Origin of the sequence: Buttiauxella noackiae ATCC 51607 (assembly GCF_001654865.1) — a bacterium.
Lineage (GTDB): Bacteria > Pseudomonadota > Gammaproteobacteria > Enterobacterales > Enterobacteriaceae > Buttiauxella > Buttiauxella noackiae.
Map to the genome: position 1 here is coordinate 71792 of NZ_LXEO01000038.1, position 24602 is coordinate 96393.

Here is a 24602-nt window from a genome sequence, read left to right on the forward strand (position 1 = left end):
CCCTTAGGTCAGAGGATTACCAGTTCCAGAGCGTTCCGTCTTCGAGGCGGCTAACAGGAAGATAAGATCTGACATAGGGATAATTTCCCATGGCAGTTTCATCTATATCTATTCCCAGACCCGGTTTATCGGAAACCAATAACATTCCATCCTTGAGGGGTAATTCGTATTTAAAGATGCTGTTTAATTCAGGCGTTCCAAATCCGACAAATTCCTGAATACCAAAATTGGGAGCCCAACTATTAATATGCAGATGAGCCATGGTCGAAATAGGTGATAAATCTGGTGCGCCATGGGGTGCCATACGCACATGATAAAGCGCGGAAAAATCACTTAATTTGCGCATCGGCGTGATGCCACCGCCATGAGAAACCGCAGTGCGGATATAATCTATGGATTGCTTTTCTATTAACTCTTTAGCATCCCAAATAGTATTAAAAGTTTCCCCAACCGCCAGTGGCGTGGTGGTGTGCTGGCGGATTTGCTCATAACCCGCTGAGTTTTCCGCGATCACCGTGTCCTCAAGGAACAACAAATCATAAGGCTCAAGCAGCTTACCCAGCCGCGCGGCTTCAATCGGTGTCAGGCGGCTATGCACGTCATGCAGTAAATCAATGTCATAACCGAAGCGCTCACGTGCCGCTTTGAACAGCTCGGGAATGAAATTCATATACTTGCGCGTCGACCACATCTGTTCCGGGGGTAATGGCCTGTTTCCCTGTAATTCGTAGTAATTTTTCTTTCCTTCCAGGGTGCCATAAGTCCCTTTGGTCGAAGGAATTGCACATTGCAAGCGAATAGCTTTATAACCTTGATCAATAAAGCCCGCTGCGTTATCCAGCACTTCACCGATGCTTTCACCGTTAGCATGAACATAAACCGTCACGCCATGGCGGCTTTTTCCGCCCAGTAATTGCCATACTGGAAGCCCCGCATGTTTGCCGAGAATATCCCACAGTGCCATGTCTATCGCACCAATGGCGGTCATAGTGACCGGGCCTTTACGCCAGTAAGCTCCCCGGTAAAGGTATTGCCAAATATCTTCGATGTTGCGCGGATCTTTCCCAATAAGACACGGCGCAACATGCTCTTCCAGATAAGCTGCCACAGCCATTTCCCGGCCATTTAGCGTGGCATCACCCACACCATAGATCCCTTCGTCAGTTTCAATTTTTACCGTGACAAAATTCCGTCCGGGCCGGCTAACCAGCACTTTTATACGTTCGATCTTCATAGCGACTCTCGTAGGGTAGAGAAAAGACAGGTCAGTTAAAACACACTATTTGTCTTACTATAGTATTTATAAAATGACTAATATGTGAACGATGTCGTAATTTTTAAGTTAACAGAATACGTAATTACGGTTATCCAAATGTAATAGGCACGAGATTGTGACAAAGGTGAGGCAGGAGAAGTCACTAATTAGCTGATAGGTATCGGTATTTAGAGAAGGAACTTTGAGGGCGACTACGGGGATAAAAAGAAAAAGTATTCCGTTTTTTGTATATTAGTATGACTAATTAAAGCCCTCCGACAGATTGCGAAGGGCTTTTAGATATTTATTCGTGCAAACCGCACTCGCGCTTCAAACCAAAGAAACGTGTCTCTTCTTCTGCCATACCCTCTTCCCACTTACGCGTGGTGTGAGTGTCGCCCACAGAAAGATAGCCCTGATCCCATAGCGGATGGTACTTCAGGCCATTAGCGGTAAGGTATTGGTAAACCTGGCGGTTGTCCCAGTCGATTATCGGCAGGATTTTAAACACTTCACGTTGAATCGCCAGCACCGGTAAATTGGCCCGGCTGCCAGATTGCTCACGACGCAGACCAGCAAACCACGTTTGGCCGTCCAGCTCGCGCAGCGCACGGTTCATTGGCTCAACCTTGTTGATGTCATTGTATTTCTCAATGCCTTCAACGCCCTGTTCCCAAAGTTTGCCGTAACGCGCTTCCTGCCACGCCGCACTTTCCTTCGCGCTGAATACTTTCAGATTCAGTTTCAGCTTGTCGGTCAGCTCATCAATAAACTGGTAGGTTTCCGGGAACAGATAGCCGGTGTCAGTAAGAATGACGGGGATGTCCGGGAACTGTTGAGTCACCAGATGCAAAGACACCGCAGCCTGAATGCCAAAACTTGAAGACAGCACAAACTCGCCCGGCAGGTTTTCCAGCGACCAAGTGACACGCTGCTGAGCCGTGAGCTTTTCGAGCTGGTTGTTGACCTCGCCCAGCGCCATTATGCGCTCGACTTTCGGCAGTTCATTCAGCGCTTTTAAATCGAGTGCGGCCATAAGTTCCTCGCTTGTTGCTTGAATCATGGTGGATGGCGCCTGCGGCTTATCCACCCTACAAGAGCCTTTCGGAGGTCGGATAAGCGTGAGCGTCATCCGACATTAAAATGGCTAGTCCCACAAATCCCGAGCCGGGTCCAACACCGGGCGAATAATCCCGCTGCGGATGGTGAAATCACCAAAGCCTTCGTCAGCTTCACGCTCTTTCGACCAGCGCCCGACCAGTTCATCAATCGATGCCAGAATTTCCGGTTCGGTGATGTTTTCACGATACATACGCGGAATGCGCGTGCCGATACGGTTACCGCCAATGTGCAGGTTGTAACGCCCAGGCGCTTTGCCTACCAGGCCAATTTCAGCCAGTAACGCGCGGCCACAGCCATTCGGACAGCCAGTAACACGTGTGACGATGTGTTCGTCCGGCACGTTGTGTTTTTCCAGTACTTCTTCAACTTTAGTCACAAACTGCGGCAGGAAACGTTCAGCTTCTGCCATCGCCAGTGGACAAGTAGGGAATGCGACGCAGGCCATCGAATTTTCACGCTGTGGTTTCACCGCGTTCATCAGCCCGCTTTCTTTTGCAATCTTCTCAATTGCCGCTTTTTCGCTGGCAGGAACACCCGCAACGATCAGGTTCTGGTTTGCCGTCAGGCGGAAATCGCCTTTATGAATCTTCGCGATCTCCATCAGGCCGGTTTTCAGCGGGCGATCCGGGTAGTCCAGGATACGGCCATTTTCGATAAACAGCGTCAGATGCCATTTGTCGTCGATGCCTTTTACCCAACCGATACGATCGCCACGCCCGGTAAATTCATACGGGCGTGTTGGCTCGAATGTAATCCCGGCACGACGTTCGACTTCGGCTTTAAACACATCAACACCGACGCGCTCAAGGGTGTATTTGGTTTTGGCATTTTTACGATCGGTACGGTTGCCCCAGTCACGCTGTGTGGTGACGACCGCTTCAGCGACAGCCAGCGTATGCTCCAGTGGGATGTAGCCAAACTCGCTCGCAGTGCGTGCGTAGGTCGCCTTATTACCATGCTCGATAGACAAGCCACCGCCTACCAGCAGGTTAAAGCCCACCAGTTTGCCGTCTTTCGCAATCGCGATGAAGTTCATGTCGTTGGCATGAAGATCGACATCGTTCTGCGGCGGCACCACGACCGTGGTTTTAAACTTACGCGGCAAATAGGTTTCACCTAAGATCGGCTCTTCATCAGTGGTCGCGACTTTCTCTTGATCCCACCAGATCTCCGCATAAGCGCGAGTACGTGGTAGCAAATGTTCAGAGAGTTTCTTCGCCCACTCGTAGGCTTCCTGGTGCAGTTCTGACTCAACCGGGTTAGACGTACAAAGCACGTTACGGTTGACGTCGTTGGCAGTAGCCAGCGCATCCAGTCCGACTTCGTGCAGCATTTCATGTGCCGGTTTCACGTTCTTTTTCAGAATGCCGTGGAACTGGAAAGTCTGGCGGTTGGTCAGGCGAATGCTGCCGTAAATAGTTTTATCTTCAGCAAATTTATCAATGGCTCGCCATTGCTCGGTGGTGATAATCCCACCAGGCAGACGGCAACGCAGCATCATGGCATGACGCGGCTCAAGCTTTTGCTCCGCACGTTCAGCACGAATATCGCGGTCATCTTGCTGATACATACCGTGGAAGCGGATCAGCAAGAAGTTGTCGCCTCTGAAGCCGCCGGTCAGTCCGTCCTGCAAATCTTCCTGAATGGTGCCACGTAAATAGTTGCTTTCGCGTTTCAGGCGCTCGGCATCAGACAGTTTGCCTTCGACCACTAATGGTCCTGGGTGTTTTTCGCTCATTAGTAGACATCTCGCTGATAACGGCGCTCAACGCGCAGCTCACTTAAAAATTCATCTGCCGTTTCGGTATCCATGCCACCGAACTCGGCTACCACTTCCAGTAATGCCTGCTCAACGTCTTTTGCCATGCGATTCGCATCGCCGCAGACGTAAATGTGGGCGCCTTCATTAATCCAGCTCCACAGTTCCGCGCCTTTTTCGCGCAGTTTATCTTGTACGTATATTTTATGTTCCTGGTCGCGCGACCAGGCGAGATCAATGTTGGTCAGCAGGCCGTCTTTGACGTAGCGCTGCCATTCAACCTGATACAAGAAATCATCAGTAAAGTGTGGGTTGCCGAAGAACAACCAGTTTTTACCACCTGCACCGTCGTTTTCACGCTGCTGCATGAACGAACGGAACGGGGCAATACCAGTGCCTGGGCCAATCATAATCACCGGCGTTTCCGGGTTAGCTGGCAGCCGGAAGTTATCGTTGTGTTCGATGAACACACGCACTTCACCCTCTTCTTCAAGGCGATCGGCCAGGAAACCAGAAGCGCCACCCGTGCGAGCACGGCCTTCGATCTCATAACGCACAACGCCAACAGTAATGTGAACTTCGTTTTCAGCTTCAGCCTGCGACGATGCGATGGAATACAAGCGCGGCGTCAGTGGGCGCAGCAGTTCAATCAGTTGTTCAGCCGTTAATTCTGCTGGCGCATAACGCACCATGTCGACAATCGGCGTGTTATGAGCAAAGTGTTGCAGCTTAGTTTTATCACCCGCTAAATCCAGCAGCGCTGCATTGCGGGTAATCTGCGCGTATTTCTCAACAATGTTGGCAGTGTTGATAGTTAGCTCGAAATGCCACTCCAGTGCTTCGCTCAATGGAAGGGTTTTACCATCAACAGTGACGCTCTCGTCACCTTTGAGCCACAGCAGTTCAACCAGTTCTTTCACCAGTGCAGGATCGTTTTGATACCAGACCCCCAGCGCATCACCAGGCTGATAACGCAGGCCTGAATCACCTAAATCAATTTCGAAATGGCGCACGTCTTTTTCAGAGTCACGACCGGTGATTTTCTGGTTAACCGCAAGCGTTGCGGTCAGCGGCGCTTCTTTAGTGTAGGGGCTTGAGAATACTTCGTTGACCACACCCGTCGCAGTCACTGCCGCTTGTGCAGGTGTTTCGGCCGGCACGCGAGATTTCAGGACATCGACAATTTTTGCCCGCCATTCGGCTGCTGCTGGCTGGAACTCAACATCACAATCCACGCGGTCTAACAGGCGCTCACCACCAAGTTCCGCGAGTTTATTATCAAAGTCTTTACCTGACTGGCAGAAGAATTCGTAGGACGTATCGCCAAGGCTGAATACGGCAAATGCAGTGGCTGGTAGTTTTGGCGCTTTTTTCGAGAACAGGAATTTGTGCAACGCCACCGCTTCTTCAGGCGGTTCGCCTTCACCTTGCGTTGAAGTGACGACAATCAGCAGTTTTTCCTGGGCGATTTGTTTGAATTTGTAGTCACCCGCGTTAACCAGGTTAACGTTCAGTTTTGCTGCCAGTAAATCATCGCGCAGTTGTTCGCTCACGCGCCGCGCGTTACCGGTTTGCGATGCAGAAATCAGCGTAATAACTGGAACTTCTGCCGCAGGTGACTGAGCCGTGGTAACAGCGCCCGGTTGTTGATTGATCATCCCCCAGAAATAGCCGGATAACCAGGCCAGTTGCGTCTGGGAGAAATCGGTTGTCGCCGCCTGAAGGCGTGCCAATTGCTCCGGTGTTAGCGGAAGCAAAGCGGTCGGTGGGGCCTGAGTTGTCATGCTTTTTGGGTTCCAGTAGCAAAAGGTCCGTTTTCATCAATCTACCCGTCATACTTCAAGTTGTGGGGGTGTTGGCTGCACTCACTTACCCCAGTCACTTACTTAAGTAAGTGACTGGGGATAAGCTCCCTTGCCGCCTACCCACAACTCGAATTATTTAGGGTATAAACGGGAATAAGGTAAGGGTAACCATCAGGATAATAACAATTAAAGAAGGGATAGAAATATCAAATAACCAAAATGACTAACCGCTTTTAGGGGTAATCCATAACGTAAAAAGTGGTTAATTAACCATTTGATTTATATAAATTTAAATTAATAAACATACCTAAAATGGAGCTTTAGCCAATGATGATAGTTTTAGTTAATGCTTAAAATAGTGGATTCCGGTACTATGCGGCGGTTTTTCGTCCTATTGAGATAGTAATAATGACCACCACTCTGTTTAAAGATTTTACCTTCGAAGCCGCTCACCACCTGCCGCATGTGCCAGAAGGCCACAAATGCGGTCGCCTGCATGGCCACTCCTTTATGGTGCGTCTGGAAATCACCGGCGAGGTTGATCCTTATACCGGCTGGATTATGGATTTTTCTGAGTTGAAGGCGGCATTTAAACCGACTTATGACAGACTGGATCATTACTATCTGAATGATATTCCTGGGCTGGAAAACCCAACCAGCGAAGTGCTGGCGAAATGGATCTGGGATGAAATGAAGCCGCTTGTGCCGCTACTAAGCTCAGTGATGGTAAAAGAAACCTGTACCGCCGGTTGCGTGTATAAAGGTTAAAAGAAAGGCACCTTACGGTGCCTTTTTTGTTTTAAGCGATATTCAAATATTTGTGAGTTTGCATCGAAAGTCGCCAGTTGCGGGCAATACAGGTTTCAATACACAGACGCGTCGCATCTTCTTTCTGGCTGATTGGCTGGAGTGCAATAATCCGTTTTTTATCATCAACCAATGTCGCCAGCAGTTCATCTAACGCTTCAACATCACGCATACGGCCAACCGGATGTTTAATCTCGTCGGCACGTTCTAACGCCTGAGATAACACATCATATCCCCCGCGCATATTCACTTTTGGTGAAACGGTAACCCATGTTCCCGCAGTACAACGCACTTCGTGCGTACCGCTGGTTTCAATCTGGCAGCTATAGCCGTGGTGTTCAAAGAGTGAGGTCAGTGGCGTGAGATCGTGAATACAAGGTTCGCCACCGGTAATCACAACATGGCGTGCGGTGTAGTCCTGGCGCTGGAAAATCGCCAGCAGATCTTCGGCACTGGCATTACCCCATTTATCGCTTTCTTTGGTTTTAGCCAGAATGCTGAACAGAGAGACTTCACGATCCGCGAGTTTATCCCAGGTGTGTTTAGTATCGCACCACGCGCAGCCCACAGGGCAGCCTTGTAGGCGAATAAAAATGGCGGGCACACCAGTAAAATAGCCCTCCCCTTGCAGGGTCTGGAACATCTCGTTAATCGGATACTGCATAGTCTTCTCAGATAATAGGTGTAAAGAGTAATTATCGCAGAAGTGACGGCTGAGATCATGCGTAACGCGGCTGCTGCAGAAGATGTTCCAGAATCAACCTTAAAAAATGCCAACAAATACTTATAAAACAAGCTTATTGTGCTTACCATCACAACAATCACCCTTGCTATGCCTCTATCCCACACGGCTTGATCATCGTCATGTTCCCATTCAACAGACGCTTTTAGCATCGCTCATGCATTCTCCAAATCAATAACATAAGGAAGTGATCTATGGAAAACTCGGTTCATTCAGAGAACCAGCGCGTTGGGCCTGGTGCTTATATCGCGTTGTTGTTCGCGATGGTGTTCTTTTCCGGTCTGTTGGGTGGCAAAGAGTGGTATGGCGTTTTCGACTTCACCACACTAAACGGTGCCTTTGGCAAAGTCGTCACGGATGTGAATCTTCAGGGTGACGCAGTCGAAGCAGCTAAAAGTGCATTTCGTGGTAAAGGTGGCAATGGCGCAATGGATGGGTTTCTGTTCGCCTTTGGCCTGATCCCGGCGGTAATGTTTGCGCTGGGGATGATCAATGTTCTGGAGCATTACGGTGCACTCAATGCCGCTCGTAAACTGTTAACACCGCTATTACGTCCACTTCTCGGCATTCCTGGTTCAACGGGTCTTGCGTTAATTGGTAGCCTGCAAAGTACTGATGTTGGGGCATCTTTAACGCGCGTGCTGGCCGATGAAGGGCAAATAACGGATAAAGAAAAAACCATATTCACTATGTTCCAGTTTTCCGCTGGCGCCATGATCACTAACTTTTTCTCGTCCGGCGCCGTACTGTTTACCTTAGTGGCCATTGATGGAACTCATGCGGTGCCAGCCTCTATAGGCCTGTGCGTAGCGGTGATGTTTATCATGAAAATTGTCGGTGCGAACGTAATGCGCCTGGTTCTGAATGTCACCGAGCGTAAGCAAAGCACGGAGGTGCAGCATGGCTGATACCACCAAACCGATGATCACTGATGTGTTTGTCGCGGGCGCACGAAAAGGCTGGAATATCGCAACCACCAGTACACTACCTAACGTGCTGATGGCATTCATCATTATTTATGCTCTACAGATTACTGGCGCACTCAATGGCCTGGCCTTGATATTTGGACCACTGATGAAAATCTTTGGCCTGCCTGGTGAAGCAGCGGCAGTGCTCATTGGTGGCTGGATGTCGATGGGAGGTGCCATCGGTGTTGCTATCAGCTTATTTGAAAAAGGCATTCTCACTGGCGCACATCTGGCTATTCTCGCCCCTGCCATTTATCTGATGGGCTCACAGGTTCAATACGCCGGGCGCATTCTTGGCGTCGTCGGCATCCCGGCAAAACGTATCCCTCTAATGATCGCAATTTCGGTGCTGAACGCATTTGGCGCCATGTTAATTATGCGACTTATGATTCTGGAGTAACCCATGGATTTAAAAAAGTATCTTCAAGAACTAAAGAAAGTTGTCAACATCGACTGTGGAACAGCAACTATTGATGGCGTTGAGGAAGTCAGCAGAATTATTCAGCACTGGTATCACGACGAAAATTGGCAATGCGACAGAGTCTCACTCGGTGAAAAAGTTGGGCCTGGGTTATTTGCCACCAACAAACCCGATGCTGAACAGTATGACGTGCTGCTCGTCGGGCATATGGATACCGTATTCCCAGTCGGAACGGTAGCTGAGCGCCCTTTCCGCATTGAAGGAAACCGTGCATACGGCCCTGGCGTCTCCGATATGAAAAGTGGACTGCTGAATATTCTCTGGGCGTTGCGTGAAATGGATAAGGCGACGCTGGCGCGGTTATCTATTGGCGTGGCGATGAACCCGGATGAAGAAACCGGCTCTGCTCATTCCCATCACTGGATTGGTGAACTGGCAAAACGCAGCCGCTATGTCTTGGTGTGTGAAGCCGCCAGGGCTGATGGCTCGCTAGTGAAAGCACGCAAAGGCATTGCAGGATATAAATTAACATTCAAGGGTGTAGCGTCACATGCGGGTAATGACCCGGAATCTGGTCGCTCCGCGATTAAAGCGCTGGCGCGCGCCGTTCTGGAAATCAGCGATCTGGCGGATATGTCTAAAGGCACAACTATCAATGCCGGTGTGATTTCTGGCGGTGTCGTGGCAAATATCGTACCTGAACACGCGGAGATGATTGTCGATGTCCGCTTCCAGGACAACGATGAATATGCGCGAATCCATGCTGCAATCCAGGCTTATGGCCAGCGGGAATTCGAGCGCGATGTGAAAACAGTTGTTCAACAGCAAGCGCATAAACCAGCTATGTCACCAACGACAGATACTGAAAAACTGATGCAAATTGTTGAACAGGCCGGAGCTGCCGAAGGCATCGATGTGCGTTGGAAATCTGTGGGTGGTGGCTCCGATGCTAACCATACCGCCGCATTAGGTGTCCCGTCGCTTGATGGGTTTGGCCCGATCGGCGCAGGTTTCCACAGTGCGTCAGAATATCTGGAGATAGACAGCATCGAGCCGAGAATTCGGCTGCTTAAACGCGTGATTCAGTCGCTATAAAATCAAATGGCCGGGGAAACCCGGCCATATTTAGTTTGCCCGGCAACGCTTACTTCTTCGTTTTAAAATCAATCACCATGCGGCCTTTGATTTTACCCTCTTCCATTTCCTTGAAGATCGCATTGATATCTTCAAGCGGGCGCATCGTCACTTTAGGAACCACTTTCCCTTCGGCTGCGAACTGGAAGGCTTCGGCCAGATCCATGCGAGTTCCTACTAGCGAACCGACAACTTCGATGCCATCAAGCACCAGACGCGGGATGTTGAGGCTCATGGACTCAGAAGGTAGCCCAACGGCAACAATACGAGCGCCAGCACGAACAGCATCTACTGCGGAGTTAAATGCCGCTTTTGCTACAGCGGTGACCACAGCAGCGTGTGCGCCACCTACTTTTTCCTGAATAACTTTTGCCGCATCTTCATTACGCGAATTGATGACTAAATCTGCCCCACATTCTTTGGCAAAATCGAGTTGTGCATCATTCACGTCAATAGCGATAACTTTGGCATTGAACACATTCTTTGCGTATTGCAGCGCAAGGTTACCGAGTCCACCTAAGCCATAAATCGCAATCCACTGCCCAGGTTGAATATGTGAAACTTTCACTGCTTTGTAAGTTGTCACACCCGCACAAGTTACGCTGCTGGCTGCGGCAGATTCGAGGCCGTCGGGGACTTTTACCGCATAGTCAGCGACAACGATGCACTCTTCAGCCATGCCGCCATCGGCGGTATATCCGGCATTCGTTACGCTACGACACAGCGTTTCGTTACCAGTATTACAATATTCGCAATTTCCGCATCCACGGAAGAACCAGGCGACACTTGCACGGTCCCCCACTTTCAGAGAAGTCACACCTGGGCCGATAGATTTCACTACCCCGATACCTTCGTGACCCAGCGTAATGCCAGTCACATCACCAAAGTCTCCATTTTTCACATGCAAATCGGTGTGACAAACACCGCAACACTCCATCGTCAGTAATGCCTCGCCGTACTCAAGTGGACGAACGGGCTTATCTATGATGCCGACAGAGTGGTCTTTGTTAACAACTGCAGCTTTCATGACGGTCTCCTGACCTGTGAGTGAAATAACCCACTAATCCTGGTCGAGAGCACAAGCAACCGCAAACTGCATCCCCGGTTTATGCGAGAGCGGCTCAGGTTTCGTGAAAAATGCGCACAAAAAAACCCGCCGAAGCGGGTTTTTTAATCAGAATTTAAAGCAGTAACGAATTACTGACCTTTAACTTCTTTCAGACCGTTGAACGGAGCTGGTGTGCCCGCAGCAGCCAGGGCTTCTTCGATACGAATCAGCTGGTTGTACTTAGCAACACGGTCAGAACGGCTCATAGAACCAGTTTTGATCTGGCCTGCAGCAGTACCAACAGCCAGGTCAGCGATGGTAGCGTCTTCAGTTTCGCCTGAACGGTGAGAGATAACTGCAGTGTAGCCAGCATCTTTCGCCATTTTGATCGCAGCCAGAGTTTCGGTCAGAGAACCGATCTGGTTGAATTTGATCAGAATGGAGTTAGCGATACCGTTGTCGATACCTCTTTTCAGGATTTTGGTGTTAGTAACGAACAGGTCGTCACCAACCAGCTGAAGTTTGTCGCCCATAACTTTAGTCTGGTATGCGAAACCATCCCAATCAGACTCGTCCAGACCGTCTTCGATAGAAACGATTGGGTACTGTTTGGTCAGCTCTTCCAGGAAGTGGGTGAATTCTTCAGAGGTGAAAGCTTTGTTGCCTTCGCCAGCCAGAACGTATTTACCGTCTTTGTAGAATTCAGAAGCAGCACAGTCCATAGCCAGAGTAATGTCTTTACCCAGCTCGTAACCTGCAGCTTTAACCGCTTCAGCGATTACAGCCAGTGCTTCAGCGTTGGAACCCAGGTTTGGCGCATAGCCACCTTCGTCACCAACAGCAGTACCCATACCTTTAGATTTCAGAACTTTAGCCAGGGTGTGGAACACTTCAGAACCCATACGGATGGCTTCTTTCAGAGTTTTAGCACCAACTGGTTGAATCATGAACTCCTGGATATCAACGTTGTTGTCTGCGTGCTCACCACCGTTGATGATGTTCATCATAGGCAAAGGCATAGAGAATTTGCCTGGGGTGCCGTTCAGTTCAGCGATATGTGCATACAGCGGCAGGCCTTTAGAGGCAGCAGCAGCTTTAGCAGCAGCCAGAGAAACAGCCAGGATTGCGTTAGCGCCGAAGTTGGATTTGTTTTCGGTACCGTCCAGGTCGATCATGATCTTATCGATGTTTGCCTGGTCTTTCGCATCTTTACCAGTTACAGCCGCAGCGATCGGGCCGTTAACTGCAGCAACGGCTTTCAGAACGCCTTTGCCCAGGAAGCGAGATTTGTCGCCATCGCGCAGTTCCAGCGCTTCGCGGGAACCAGTTGAAGCACCTGATGGTGCAGCAGCCATACCTACGAAACCGCCTTCCAGATGAACTTCAGCTTCAACAGTCGGGTTACCACGGGAGTCGATGATTTCACGACCGATGACTTTAACGATTTTGGACATTAGATTTTCCTCAGTACAAGTTAAACTAAAACTCCAGACAAACAACGCGCGAAACATTCGCGCGTTGTCGTTCTAACTATCTGCTTACTTCGCCTGACGCTTCTGGTACTCACCGGCAGCTTTAACAAAGCCTGCGAACAGTGGGTGCCCATCACGCGGAGTAGAAGTAAATTCCGGGTGGAACTGGCAAGCAACAAACCAAGGATGATTTGGCACTTCGATGATTTCTACCAGTTGGTCATCACCGGAACGGCCCGCAACGCGCAGACCTGCTGTTTCAATTTGCTTCAACAACATGTTGTTGACTTCATAACGATGGCGATGGCGCTCAGTAATGGTCGGCTCACCGTACATCTGGCGCACCAGACTACCATCGCTCAACTGACACTGCTGACCACCAAGACGCATAGTGCCGCCTAAGTCGCTCTTTTCAGTACGAACTTCAACGTTACCTTCTTCGTCACGCCACTCGGTGATTAAGGCGACCACCGGGTATTTACAGTCTGGCACAAATTCAGTTGAGTTGGCGTTAGCCATGCCTGCAACGTTTCGTGCGAACTCAATCAGCGCAACCTGCATACCTAAGCAAATGCCCAGATACGGAATGTTTTGCTCACGAGCATAGCGCGCGGTGGCAATTTTGCCTTCCACTCCACGGTAACCGAAACCGCCAGGAATAAGGATAGCATCCAATCCCTTCAGCACTTCTTCAGCACCGCGAGTTTCAACATCCTGCGAGTCAATCAGCTTGATGTTAACGGTCAGACGATTTTTTAAACCACCGTGTTTCAGCGCTTCAATCACAGATTTGTAGGCATCTGGCAGTTCAATGTACTTGCCGACCATACCAATTGTGACTTCGCTTGTCGGATTCGCTTCTTCATAAATAACCTGTTCCCATTCGGACAAGTTAGCTTCAGGAACGTTCAAGCTGAATCGTTTACAAATATAATCGTCCAGCCCCTGTGATTTCAACAGGCCTGGAATTTTATAGATGGAATCAACGTCTTTTAGAGAAATAACCGCTTTCTCCGGCACGTTACAGAACAATGCAATTTTTGCACGTTCGTTAGCCGGAACAACGCGGTCTGAGCGGCAAATCAGCACATCTGGCTGAATACCGATAGAAAGCAGCTCTTTTACAGAGTGTTGAGTCGGTTTGGTTTTCACTTCACCAGCAGCAGCCATGTATGGCACCAAAGTCAGGTGCATATACAGCGTGTGCTCACGACCCACTTCAACTGCCATCTGGCGAATCGCTTCGAGGAACGGCAGGGATTCGATATCACCTACAGTACCGCCGATTTCAACCAGCACGACATCGTAACCTTCGCCACCTTCAAGGATGCGTTCTTTGATAGCGTTAGTGATGTGTGGAATAACCTGGACTGTTGCGCCCAGATAGTCGCCACGGCGTTCTTTACGCAGAACGTCTGAGTAGATACGGCCAGTGGTGAAGTTGTTACGACGCGTCATTTTGTTGCGAATGAAACGCTCGTAGTGACCTAAATCCAGGTCGGTTTCAGCGCCGTCTTCTGTAACGAACACTTCCCCATGTTGAATAGGGCTCATGGTACCCGGATCGACGTTGATATACGGATCGAGTTTCATGATGGATACGTTGAGGCCACGGGCTTCGAGAATAGCTGCGAGGGAGGCTGCGGCAATGCCTTTACCCAGAGAGGAAACGACCCCGCCGGTCACAAAAATATAGTTCGTTGTCATGCTGAACCTGAGAAGTTAGGTTTAAAGACGATGGGAGTACCAGGACGGGAAAGTAGTATACCCGAACAGTATCGGCGCCACAAACTTTCATTCTGTCTGCTAAGCCCTGACCTCGCACTTTGTCAGGGCACTGAAAATAGCCCGTCTGGTAGAAATGTTTTTGACTCAAATCAAGAGCTTGTTAAATCGAAATTGCCATAAAATGCGCTTGACCACAAAAACGTGTTAGATATCAGTTTCCTGGCGTTTAACTTCCTGCCAGACTCCTTCCATGATTTCCAAGTCAACTCCGGTCATTGTCAGGCCTCTGGCGGCAATAATCTCTTCAACCTGGCGGAAACGGCGCTCGAATTTGAGGTTGGCTTTTTGCAAAGCTGTTTCGGCTTTGGTGCCTAAATGGCGCGCAAGATTAACGGTGGCAAACAATAAATCACCGACTTCCTCTTCCAGTTTGGCTTCATCAACGACGACTTGTTTAGCTTCAAACATCACTTCGTCAATCTCTTCATAGACTTTGTCTAATACCGGGCCAAGCGTGGTCCAGTCGAAACCGACCGTTGAACAACGTTTCTGGATTTTATGCGCTCGCATTAATGCGGGCAGCGCGTGAGGGATATCGTCGAGCGCAGAATGTTGTGCTTTTTCAGCACGCTCATCGCTTTTGATTTGCTCCCAGCGCTCCAGCACTTCGGTGCTGTTTCCTGCGATACCGTCGGCAAAAATATGTGGGTGACGACGCTCGAGTTTATCGCTGATAGCTTCACAGATGTCGTCGAAATTAAAACGCCCTTCTTCCTGAGCCATTTGCGCATAAAACACCACCTGGAACAGCAAATCGCCCAGTTCGCCACGTAAATCATCAAAATCTTCACGATTGATAGCGTCGAGCACTTCGTATGTTTCTTCGAGCGTATAGGGTGCGATGGTCGCGAAGGTTTGCTCTTTGTCCCACGGACAGCCAGTTTCCGGGTCGCGCAAGCGCTTCATAATGCCCAGAAGGCGGGTAATTTGATTCAATGTCGATCCTTTACATTTTGCGTAGGGTGAATAAGCAAAGCGCCATCCACCAAATAATGTCGGATGGCGCTCGCGCTTATCCGACCTATAAGATCACAGGCCCAAAAATCAACCGTGCAACCGCTTCGCATCAATAATATCGGGCACCTGGTTTAGTTTGCCCAGCACACGGCCCAGCACCTGAAGGTTGTAGATTTCGATATTCATGTCGATGGTTGCCAGTTGCTGTTTGGTATCGCTGCGGCTGGCCACGCCCAGCACGTTCACCTTTTCATTCGCCAGAATGGTGGTGATGTCACGCAGCAGGCCGCTGCGATCGTTGGCGGTGACGCGCACCACCAGCGAATAGCCGCTGGAGTAGCTTTCGCCCCACACGGCATCGACGATGCGTTCCGGCGCGTGGGATTGCAGTTCGGCAAGCTGGTCGCAGTCGGCACGGTGAATCGAAATACCGCGTCCCTGAGTGATAAAACCGACAATCTCATCACCAGGAATCGGCTGGCAGCAACGCGCAATGTGGTGCATCAGATTGCCGACACCTTCCACAACCACGCGGCCATTATCTTTGCTGCGCGACTGCGGCGTGTGCGTTTTCTGCTTCAGTTGGCGTAGCGCTTGCTCGTCCTGCTCAGCTGCGGTCGGTTTGTTAAACTGCGCTTGCAGGTAGTTACTCATCTGGTTGAGACGAATATCACCGCCACCAATTGCCGCCAGTAACTCTTCGATATCGTTGAAGTTATAACGTGGCAGTAATGATTTCTCGGCCTCTTTCAGGCTGATACCCAGATGTTCAATTTCATCATCAAGGATCTGCCGCCCAGCCAAAATATTTTTGTCGCGATCTTGTTTACGGAACCAGTTGTGGATTTTAGCTCGCCCGCGACTGGTAGTGATGTAGCCCAGGTTTGGGTTTAACCAATCACGACTTGGGTTAGGCTGTTTCTGGGTGATAACTTCGATTTGATCGCCCATTTGCAACTGGTAGGTAAACGGCACAATGCGCCCACCAATTTTGGCTCCGATGCAACGATGCCCAACATCACTGTGGATGTGGTAAGCAAAATCGAGTGGCGTGGACCCCGCCGGTAAATCCACCACATCGCCTTTTGGCGTAAACACATACACGCGGTCATCAAATACCTGACTGCGCACCTCATCCAGCAGTTCACCGGAATCCGCCATCTCTTCTTGCCAGGCGATCAGTTTACGCAGCCACGCAATGCGATCTTCATGACCGGAACTGCCGCTTTTGGCATTACCCTCTTTGTATTTCCAGTGGGCAGCAACGCCCAGTTCCGAATCTTCATGCATCTGCTTGGTTCGGATCTGGATTTCAATGGTTTTGCCGTTTGGCCCCAACACTACGGTATGAATCGACTGGTAGCCGTTAGGTTTGGGGTTAGCGACGTAGTCATCGAACTCGTCAGGCATGTGGCGATAATGCGTGTGCACGATACCGAGGGCCGCATAGCAATCCTGCAAACGTTCAGCCACTACGCGCACGGCACGCACATCGAACAGCTCATCAAAGGCGAGGGATTTCTTCTGCATCTTGCGCCAGATGCTGTAGATGTGTTTAGGGCGGCCATACACTTCAGCCTTAACGCCTTCTTCTTTCATCGCTTTGCGCAGTGCGCTAACAAAATCGTCGATGTAATGCTCACGGTCGATACGACGTTCGTGCAGCAATTTCGCGATTCGTTTGTATTCATCAGGATGCAGATAGCGGAAGCAGTAATCTTCCAACTCCCATTTGAGCTGGCCAATACCGAGACGGTTAGCGAGCGGTGCATAAATATTGGTGCACTCTTTTGCCGCCAGAACACGTTCGTCTTCCGGAGCGTCTTTGACTTCGCGCAAATGGGCAATCCGCTCTGCCAGTTTGATAACCACGCAGCGGAAATCATCTACCATTGCCAACAACATGCGACGAACGTTATCGACCTGCTCAGCAGAAACTGAATCGGTATGTGCGGCTTTCAGCTGGCGAATCGCAGCCATATCGCGCACACCGTGAATCAGCGTCACAACCTGGTTATCAATGCTTTCGCGCATCACCTCTTCGGTGACCACGCCCGCATCAGCAAGAGGGAACAACAGCGCAGCTCGAAGTGTGTCATTGTCCATGCTCAGCATCGACAGGATTTCCACCATCTCGACGCCGCGCCATAACAGCAATTCTGCGTCAGGATGGTCTTTGGTCTGTTGCTCGCAATACCGCCAGGTTTCGGCTAAGCGTTCACATGACTGCTGGTTGGTGATCCCGAGGCTCGCAATCCATCTATCGGGCGCAAATTCGCCAGCTTTATTGAGATGTGCACTTCTTACCGCAACCATTGTCCGTCCTCTTCGGTGGGGTACTAAAATCAAATAGCTCGATTTGATTTAACCACTTAATTTCGCTCAAACAGCGCCATCGACTCCAGGTGTCCCGTGTGCGGGAACATATCCAGCATGGCGAGTTGGCGCAGTTGGTAACCTGCTTCCAGCAATGCCTCGCTATCACGAGCAAGTGTCGTCGGATTACATGAAACATAGACCACTCGGTGAGGTGCGAGTGCAATCACATGCTGCATGACACCGGGTGCCCCCGCTCGTGCAGGGTCGAGCAATATTTTGTCAAACCCCTGAGCAGCCCAGGGTTGACGAGTCACATCATCTTCAAGGTTTTCATGGAAGAATGTGACATTTTTCAGTGAATTACATTGTGCATTATATTCACCTTTCGCGACCAGCGCAGCAACGCCTTCCACCCCGACGACACTTTCGGCACGCGTTGCGAGAGGGAGCGTAAAATTTCCCATTCCGCAGAACAAATCCAGTACGCGGTCAGTTGGCTGAATATCCAGCCACTCGATAGCTCGGGCGACCATCTGCTGGTTCACGCCATCATTCACCTGAATGAAATCCCGTGGGCTGAACGTTAAGCGTAGCCCGTCTGAATGATAGCAAGGTTCGTCATGACCCAGGGCCGTAAGTGTCTCACTGTCCGGCGCTAAATATAGCGTGACGCCATGAGAATGCGAAAAGCGTTCCAGTTTTTGTCGGTCATCATCATGAAGTGCATCTAAATGGCGCAGCACCATAAGCGGGCCATTATCTGCATGGACCAATTCAACATGCCCTAAACGTCTGACCGCTTTTAATTGTGACAAACATTGGCGCAATGGTTCCAGTAACGCTTCAAGTTGGGGCGCCAGAACCGGGCAATGGTGAATATTCACCAGCTCACTGTCCTGAGATTTACGAAACCCCATTTGTAAGGTCTGTGTTTTAGGCAGGTAATTCAACCCTAACCGCGCACGGCGGCGATAACCCCACGGCGAACCAGAAATAATTTCGCTCACAGGTGCAGGACTCTCACGCCCACCCATCATACGTGCCAGCGCACGGGATTTTGCTTGCTGCTGTAATTCAATGCTGGCATGTTGCTGCTGGCAACCACCACAAACACCAAAATGCGGGCAACGTGGCGCTACGCGCTGTGGGCTGTCATTTAAGCGTCGCTTAACTTTAGCCTGAGCAAAATTACGTTTGTCTTCAGTAATCGTAACTTCAACCTGTTCACCGGGCAGTGCGCCCTGGATGAAAAGCGCTTTACCGTTATGCCTTGCAACGCCCTGGCCAAACGGGTCAAGATCATTAACATTCACGGTTATGATTTGACGAGTCGTAACCCGTCGCTTTGCAGAGTAGAATTGCGCCATGAGCCTGAGTGCTCTCTTAAAATATTAACTATTGCTTCAATTGTCCCATATCGGAACCCCATGACCAACTACAGCCTGCGCGCGCGCATGATGATCCTGATTCTGGCGCCGACATTAATGATCGGTTTATTGCTCAGCATCTTTTTTGTCGTCCATCGATACAACGACTTGCAGCGTCAGCTAGAAGACTCTGGTGCCAATATTATCGAACCACTGGCGGTCGCAAGTGAATATGGCATGAGTTTTCACAGCCGGGAGTCGATTCGCCAGTTGGTCAGCGTGTTGCACCGCCGCCATTCCGATATCGTGCGAGCAATTTCAGTGTTCGACGAAAACAACAAACTGTTTGTTACCTCTAATTATCAGCTAAATGCTGCGGCATTGAAGCTTCCGAATAATGAAAAACCGCCGCACAGTTTAAGCATCTCGCGGCACGGCGATTCGATTATTCTGCGCACCCCGATTATTTCAGAGAGCTATTCCCCGGACGAATCTGAGGTGACCGATGCCAAACCGGCAGGCAACACACTCGGTTATGTCGCCATCGAGCTCGATCTCAAATCCGTTCGTTTGCAGCAGTATCGGGAAATTTTTATCTCGACGTTGATGATGTTGTTCTGCGTCGGTATTGCGATGCTGTTTGCCTACCGTCTGATGCGCGATGTCACCGGGCCAATTCGTAATATGGTGAATACGGTCGACAGGATAAGACGCGGGCAGCTCGATAGCCGTGTCGAAGGTTTCATGCTCGGCGAATTAGATATGCTGAAAAATGGCATCAATTCGATGGCAATGTCGCTCACCGCTTATCATGAAGAGATGCAGCACAATATTGACCAGGCCACTTCCGATCTGCGTGAAACTCTTGAGCAGATGGAGATCCAAAACGTGGAGTTGGACCTGGCGAAGAAACGTGCCCAGGAAGCGGCGCGTATCAAGTCAGAATTCCTTGCCAATATGTCTCACGAATTGCGTACACCGCTTAATGGCGTAATTGGCTTCACCCGTTTGACGCTGAAAACGGATTTGAATGCCACCCAGCGCGATCACCTGCATACCATTGAACGCTCGGCCAATAACCTGCTGACAATCATTAACGACGTGCTTGATTTCTCTAAACTGGAAGCGGGTAAACTGATCCTTGAAAGCATTCCTTTCCCGCTGCGTAATGCGCTCGATGAAGTCGTCACTCTGCTTGCCCATTCGGCTCATGATAAAGGGCTGGAGTTAACGCTTAATATCAAAAATGATGTGCCGGATAACGTGATTGGGGACCCACTACGCTTGCAGCAGGTGGTGACAAATCTGGTGGGTAATGCGATTAAGTTTACCGAAAGCGGCAATATCGATCTCGTGGTCGAAAAGCGCTCGCAGGGCAATAATAAAGTTCAAGTTGAAATGCGGATCCACGATACCGGCATCGGTATTCCCGAACAGGAGCAATCGCGTCTCTTCCAGGCATTTCGTCAGGCAGATGCCAGCATTTCACGGCGCCATGGCGGCACCGGCCTGGGCCTGGTTATTACACAGAAATTGGTTACCGAAATGGGAGGGGACATATCCTTCCACAGCCAACCAAATCAGGGGTCTACCTTCTGGTTCTATATCAACCTGGATTTGAATTCCAATGCCGTCCTGGATGGTTATTCAACCGAAAACCTGGCCGGGAAACGCATCGCCTATGTGGAACAAAACGCCACTGCGGCACAAAGCACGCTCAATATTCTGGCGAATACTCCGCTTGAAGTCGTCTACAGCCCGTCGTTTTCGACCCTTACTGAAGGTCACTACGATATTATGCTGCTGGGTATTCCCGTTACGTTCCACGACACGTTAACCATGCTAAATCCTAAGCTTGCAAAAGCGGCCGCCATGACAGATTGCCTGATTTTCGCATTACCAAGTCATGCCCAAGTCGATGCGGAGGCGCTTAAAAAACAAGGTGTGACTGCTTGTCTGCTAAAACCTGTCACTTCGACCCGTCTGTTGCCACTGCTCGCTGAACACACTTTTGATGCACGTTCCACTACGGTTGAGAGTATTGAAAACAAGAAACTCCCACTGACCGTAATGGCGGTTGACGATAACCCTGCCAACCTGAAACTGATTGGCGCATTGCTTGAAGATCATGTGCAGAACGTCGAACTGTGCGGCAGCGGTGTGCAGGCCATAGAACGTGCAAAACAGATGCAGATAGACATTATCCTGATGGACATTCAGATGCCGGAAATGGATGGTATCCGCGCCTGTGAATTAATTCGCCAGATGCCGCACCACCAGCAAACACCGGTAATTGCCGTGACAGCACACGCCATGGCGGGGCAAAAAGAGAAGTTGCTAAGCGCCGGGATGAATGACTACCTTGCCAAACCAATCGAAGAGAAAAAACTTTATAGTTTGCTGATGCGTTATCAGCCGGGGGCAATCACCGCTCCTACGCTGGTTGCAAATGTAGAAACTACGCCGCAAATCAGCCATCAAAATCAGACGCTGGATTGGGCACTTGCGCTACAACAGGCTGCAAACAAACCCGATCTGGCACGCGATATGCTGCAAATGCTGTTGGCGTTCTTGCCTGAAGTGCGCAACAAAGTTGAAGAGCAACTGGTGGGAGAAAACCCGGAACAGCTGGTGGATATCATTCACAAACTTCACGGCAGTTGTAGCTACAGCGGCGTGCCACGGCTGAAAAACTTGTGCCGAACACTTGAGCATGAGCTGCGTAGCGGCGTGAAACCAGAAGATCTTGAGCCTGAACTCTTTGAACTTCTTGATGAAATGAATAATGTCGCCAAAGAAGCACAGCGGATGTTGGGATAAATATCGTGTTGATGTCGGATGTCGCTTGCGCTAATCCGACCTGCGCGGTTTGAGAGGGTTTTGTTTTTGTTGGTGGATTAGCGCAGGCGACATCCACCGCCTATCGCAAGCGTTGCGGCAATATTGCGCGCAGCCATCCGCAGGTTATCTCCTGCGTTATCCAGAGCTTCTTCCAGGGTGCAGATGCTGTATATGACACTAAATACGGCATCCAGCCCGTGGTCATACACCACACCAACATCCGCCGTTAAACTCCCGGCAATGCCAATCACTGGCTTGTTGTAGCGCTTCGCGACTTTCGCCACACCAATCGGTACTTTGCCGTGAATTGACTGACTGTCGATACGCCCTTCTCCGGTAATCACCAGATCTGCATCGCGCACCAGTTCATCAAGTTTCAATGCTTCGGTAACTATCTCAATGCCTTGTCTTAATTCGGCGCCACAAAAAGCATACAGTGCCGCCCCCATACCACCCGCTGCGCCACCGCCAGAAAGCGTCAGCACATCAATATCAAGGTCTCGGGAAATAATTTTTGCGTAGTGATCCAGAGCCTGGTCAAGTTCACTAATCATCTCCGGTGTGGCACCTTTTTGTGGGCCAAACACCGCCGTAGCGCCCTCTTTACCAGTCAGTAAATTGGTAACGTCACACGCGACTTCAATACGGCACTCTTTAAGCCGTTTATCCAGGCCTGAAATATCAATGGATGCAAGCCTTGCGACTTCGCTACCGCCCAATCCCAACGGCTCATCGCTGCTATCAAGTAAACTCGCGCCTAGCGCCTGCACCATGCCAATACCGCCATCGTTGGTGGCACTGCCGCCAATGCCAATCAGAATGCTTTTCACGCCACTGTCCAGCGCGCAACGAATCAGCTCGCCCGTTCCCCAGGATGTGGTTTTTAGTGGGTTACGCAATTCAGCAGGAACTTGTTCCAGGCCACTCGCCGCCGCCATCTCAATAAAAGCCTGCTGTTTATCGCCAGAAATTCCGTAAAACGCCTGAATCGGGTCACCCAACGGCCCCGTGACACTCACTTCAATGATTTCACCGTTTGTTGCGGCAACCATCGCTTCTACTGTGCCCTCACCTCCATCAGCGACAGGCAATTTCACATAATGGGCATTCGGGAACACCTCCCGAAAACCGGCTTCAATATGTGTCGCCACCTCAAGAGCACTGAGGCTCTCTTTGTAAGAATCTGGTGCGATGACAATTTTCATAGGTCGCCCGTCGTGATGTGATTTGATGTAAGCGTAATAGTTTTACCCTAAATAATTCGAGTTGCAGGACAAAAGGCTTCAGCCTTTTGAACAGCGCTTGCGCTGGCCCCAACGGGGCGAGGCTTTGCCGAGTAACGCGGCAAGGGAGCTTATCCCCAGGAGCTTACTTTAGTAAGTGACTGGGGTAAGTGAGTGCAGCCAACACCCCTGCAGCTCGAAGTATGACGGGTAAATTAACGCACCATGCATGGGCGCTTATTATTAAACGTCCACTCCGGGATTAAATACTGCATCGCCATCGCATCATCACGTGCGCCCAAACCGTGCTGCTGGTAAAGCTCATGCGCTTTCATCACTTGATCCATATCCAGCTCTACCCCCAAACCTGGTGTGGTTGGCACCTGCACCATGCCGCCTTTGATTTCAAATGGCTGCTTAGTCAAGCGTTGGTTGCCTTCCTGCCAGATCCAGTGAGTGTCGATGGCGGTGACTTTGCCAGGCGCTGCTGCTGCCACGTGGGTGAACATCGCCAGAGAAATATCGAAGTGGTTATTGGAGTGCGAACCCCAGGTCAGGCCAAACTCATGGCACATTTGCGCGACGCGCACCGAACCTTGCATGGTCCAGAAATGCGGGTCAGCTAAAGGAATATCGACAGATTGCAGCGATAATGTGTGGCCCATTTGACGCCAGTCGGTGGCAATCATATTGGTTGCAGTAGGCAGGCCTGTCGCACGGCGGAATTCAGCCATAATTTCACGACCTGAATAACCTTGTTCCGCGCCACACGGATCTTCTGCATAGGCCAGAACGCCACGCAATTGCTTACCGATACTAATCGCTTCGTCGAGTGACCAGGCACCATTTGGGTCGAGTGTTACACGGGCCTGCGGGAAGCGTTTTGCCAACGCCGTTACCGCTTCAGCCTCTTCGCTACCAGCTAATACGCCACCTTTAAGTTTGAAGTCGTTAAAGCCATATTTCTCGTAAGCCGCTTCCGCCAGGCGCACGACGGAATCAGGTGTCATGGCTTCATCATGGCGAATACGGTACCAATCGCATTTCTCGTCGGGCTGACTCTGATAAGGCAGCGGAGTTAGTTTGCGATTGCCCACAAAGAACAGATAGCCCAGCATTTCGACTTCGCTACGCTGTTGCCCGTCGCCCAGTAAAGACGCCACGTTCACACCGAGGTGCTGGCCAAGCAAATCCAACATAGCGGACTCAATACCCGTGACAACGTGGATTGTGGTGCGCAAATCAAAGGTCTGTAAACCACGGCCACCGGAATCACGGTCGGCAAACTCGGCACGCACCAGGTTGAGAATGTTTTTATACTCACCCAGCGTTTTACCAATCACCAGCGCGGCCGCCTCTTCCAGAGTCTGGCGAATCTTTTCACCACCTGGAATTTCACCCACACCCGTATGGCCGGAGTTATCTTTGATAATCACAATATTGCGGGTGAAGAACGGCGAGTGTGCGCCACTCAGATTCATCAGCATACTGTCGTGGCCAGCAACGGGAATAACCTGCATCGCTGTGACTATCGGGGTAAAAGTTGTCATGTTACTTATTCCTTTTCATCAAGA

General features: G+C 50.3%; 18 protein-coding genes. 5 read left to right on the forward strand and 13 right to left on the reverse strand.

Translation table 11 applies throughout. The annotated features are described in order from the left end of the window. Positions 1-16 precede the first annotated feature (16 nt). The 4 genes from manD to cysJ all read right to left on the reverse strand — a co-directional run bounded on the left by manD (position 17) and on the right by cysJ (position 5920). Entirely contained in the window at positions 17-1234 is a 1218-nt protein-coding gene (manD, locus tag M979_RS13080) for a D-mannonate dehydratase ManD (protein WP_064555187.1), read from the reverse strand. Between the two features lie 325 nt (positions 1235-1559). Next, positions 1560-2291: a phosphoadenosine phosphosulfate reductase gene (gene cysH, locus M979_RS13085; protein ID WP_064555203.1), complete on the reverse strand. Its 732-nt coding sequence runs from the start codon at positions 2289-2291 to the stop codon at positions 1560-1562. Positions 2292-2402: 111 nt separating this feature from the next. Continuing rightward, entirely contained in the window at positions 2403-4115 is a 1713-nt protein-coding gene (gene cysI, locus M979_RS13090) for an assimilatory sulfite reductase (NADPH) hemoprotein subunit (protein WP_034457482.1), read from the reverse strand. Further along, positions 4115-5920 carry an NADPH-dependent assimilatory sulfite reductase flavoprotein subunit gene (gene cysJ, locus M979_RS13095; protein WP_064555188.1) on the reverse strand — a complete coding sequence of 602 codons (1806 nt, stop codon included), beginning with the start codon at positions 5918-5920 and terminating at the stop codon, positions 4115-4117. Before cysJ ends, cysI begins: the two co-directional genes overlap by 1 nt. 426 nt (positions 5921-6346) lie before the next feature. On the opposite strand from cysJ, the gene queD reads away from it, so the two are divergent. Then, on the forward strand, positions 6347-6709 hold the full coding sequence (queD, locus tag M979_RS13100) for a 6-carboxytetrahydropterin synthase QueD (RefSeq protein WP_198528572.1): 363 nt from the start codon (positions 6347-6349) through the stop codon (positions 6707-6709). A gap of 31 nt (positions 6710-6740) precedes the next feature. Here the strand turns inward: queD and queE are convergent, their stop codons facing one another. Continuing rightward, on the reverse strand, positions 6741-7412 hold the full coding sequence (queE, locus tag M979_RS13105; protein WP_034457486.1) for a 7-carboxy-7-deazaguanine synthase QueE: 672 nt from the start codon (positions 7410-7412) through the stop codon (positions 6741-6743). A gap of 272 nt (positions 7413-7684) precedes the next feature. Between queE and M979_RS13110 the strand changes: the two genes are divergently transcribed. The 3 genes from M979_RS13110 to M979_RS13120 are packed head-to-tail and all read left to right on the forward strand — an operon-like array spanning position 7685 to position 9974. Further along, positions 7685-8398 (forward strand): nucleoside recognition domain-containing protein, encoded by a 714-nt coding sequence (locus M979_RS13110; RefSeq protein ID WP_064555189.1) that lies wholly within the window; start codon positions 7685-7687, stop codon positions 8396-8398. Continuing rightward, complete coding sequence (locus M979_RS13115; RefSeq protein ID WP_034457489.1) at positions 8391-8858, forward strand: YjiG family protein; 468 nt, start codon at positions 8391-8393, stop codon at positions 8856-8858. Before M979_RS13110 ends, M979_RS13115 begins: the two co-directional genes overlap by 8 nt. Positions 8859-8861: 3 nt before the next feature. Further along, positions 8862-9974 (forward strand): M20 family metallopeptidase, encoded by a 1113-nt coding sequence (locus tag M979_RS13120; protein ID WP_064555190.1) that lies wholly within the window; start codon positions 8862-8864, stop codon positions 9972-9974. 49 nt (positions 9975-10023) lie between these two features. Here M979_RS13120 and adhP read toward each other — a convergent pair whose 3' ends face one another. The 6 genes from adhP to rlmD form a co-directional block, all read right to left on the reverse strand. Then, positions 10024-11040, reverse strand: a complete 1017-nt coding sequence (gene adhP / locus M979_RS13125) for an alcohol dehydrogenase AdhP (protein WP_034457491.1) — start codon at positions 11038-11040, stop codon at positions 10024-10026. A gap of 170 nt (positions 11041-11210) precedes the next feature. Continuing rightward, positions 11211-12515 (reverse strand): phosphopyruvate hydratase, encoded by a 1305-nt coding sequence (gene eno, locus M979_RS13130; RefSeq protein WP_034457492.1) that lies wholly within the window; start codon positions 12513-12515, stop codon positions 11211-11213. 84 nt (positions 12516-12599) lie between these two features. After that, positions 12600-14240 carry a glutamine hydrolyzing CTP synthase gene (gene pyrG, locus M979_RS13135; RefSeq protein ID WP_034457493.1) on the reverse strand — a complete coding sequence of 547 codons (1641 nt, stop codon included), beginning with the start codon at positions 14238-14240 and terminating at the stop codon, positions 12600-12602. Positions 14241-14465: 225 nt separating this feature from the next. Next, positions 14466-15257 carry a nucleoside triphosphate pyrophosphohydrolase gene (gene mazG, locus M979_RS13140; protein ID WP_064555191.1) on the reverse strand — a complete coding sequence of 264 codons (792 nt, stop codon included), beginning with the start codon at positions 15255-15257 and terminating at the stop codon, positions 14466-14468. Positions 15258-15365: 108 nt separating this feature from the next. Further along, positions 15366-17594 (reverse strand): GTP diphosphokinase, encoded by a 2229-nt coding sequence (gene relA / locus M979_RS13145; RefSeq protein ID WP_064555192.1) that lies wholly within the window; start codon positions 17592-17594, stop codon positions 15366-15368. Between the two features lie 56 nt (positions 17595-17650). Then, positions 17651-18964 carry a 23S rRNA (uracil(1939)-C(5))-methyltransferase RlmD gene (rlmD, locus tag M979_RS13150; RefSeq protein ID WP_064555193.1) on the reverse strand — a complete coding sequence of 438 codons (1314 nt, stop codon included), beginning with the start codon at positions 18962-18964 and terminating at the stop codon, positions 17651-17653. A gap of 60 nt (positions 18965-19024) precedes the next feature. On the opposite strand from rlmD, the gene barA reads away from it, so the two are divergent. After that, positions 19025-21784, forward strand: coding sequence for a two-component sensor histidine kinase BarA (gene barA / locus M979_RS13155; protein WP_034457499.1), 2760 nt, complete (start codon positions 19025-19027; stop codon positions 21782-21784). Between the two features lie 77 nt (positions 21785-21861). Here barA and M979_RS13160 read toward each other — a convergent pair whose 3' ends face one another. Both M979_RS13160 and gudD read right to left on the reverse strand, forming a co-directional pair. Further along, on the reverse strand, positions 21862-23010 hold the full coding sequence (locus tag M979_RS13160; protein WP_064555194.1) for a glycerate kinase: 1149 nt from the start codon (positions 23008-23010) through the stop codon (positions 21862-21864). Between the two features lie 233 nt (positions 23011-23243). Then, positions 23244-24578: a glucarate dehydratase gene (gene gudD / locus M979_RS13165; protein ID WP_064555195.1), complete on the reverse strand. Its 1335-nt coding sequence runs from the start codon at positions 24576-24578 to the stop codon at positions 23244-23246. Between the last annotated feature and the right edge of the window lie 24 nt (positions 24579-24602).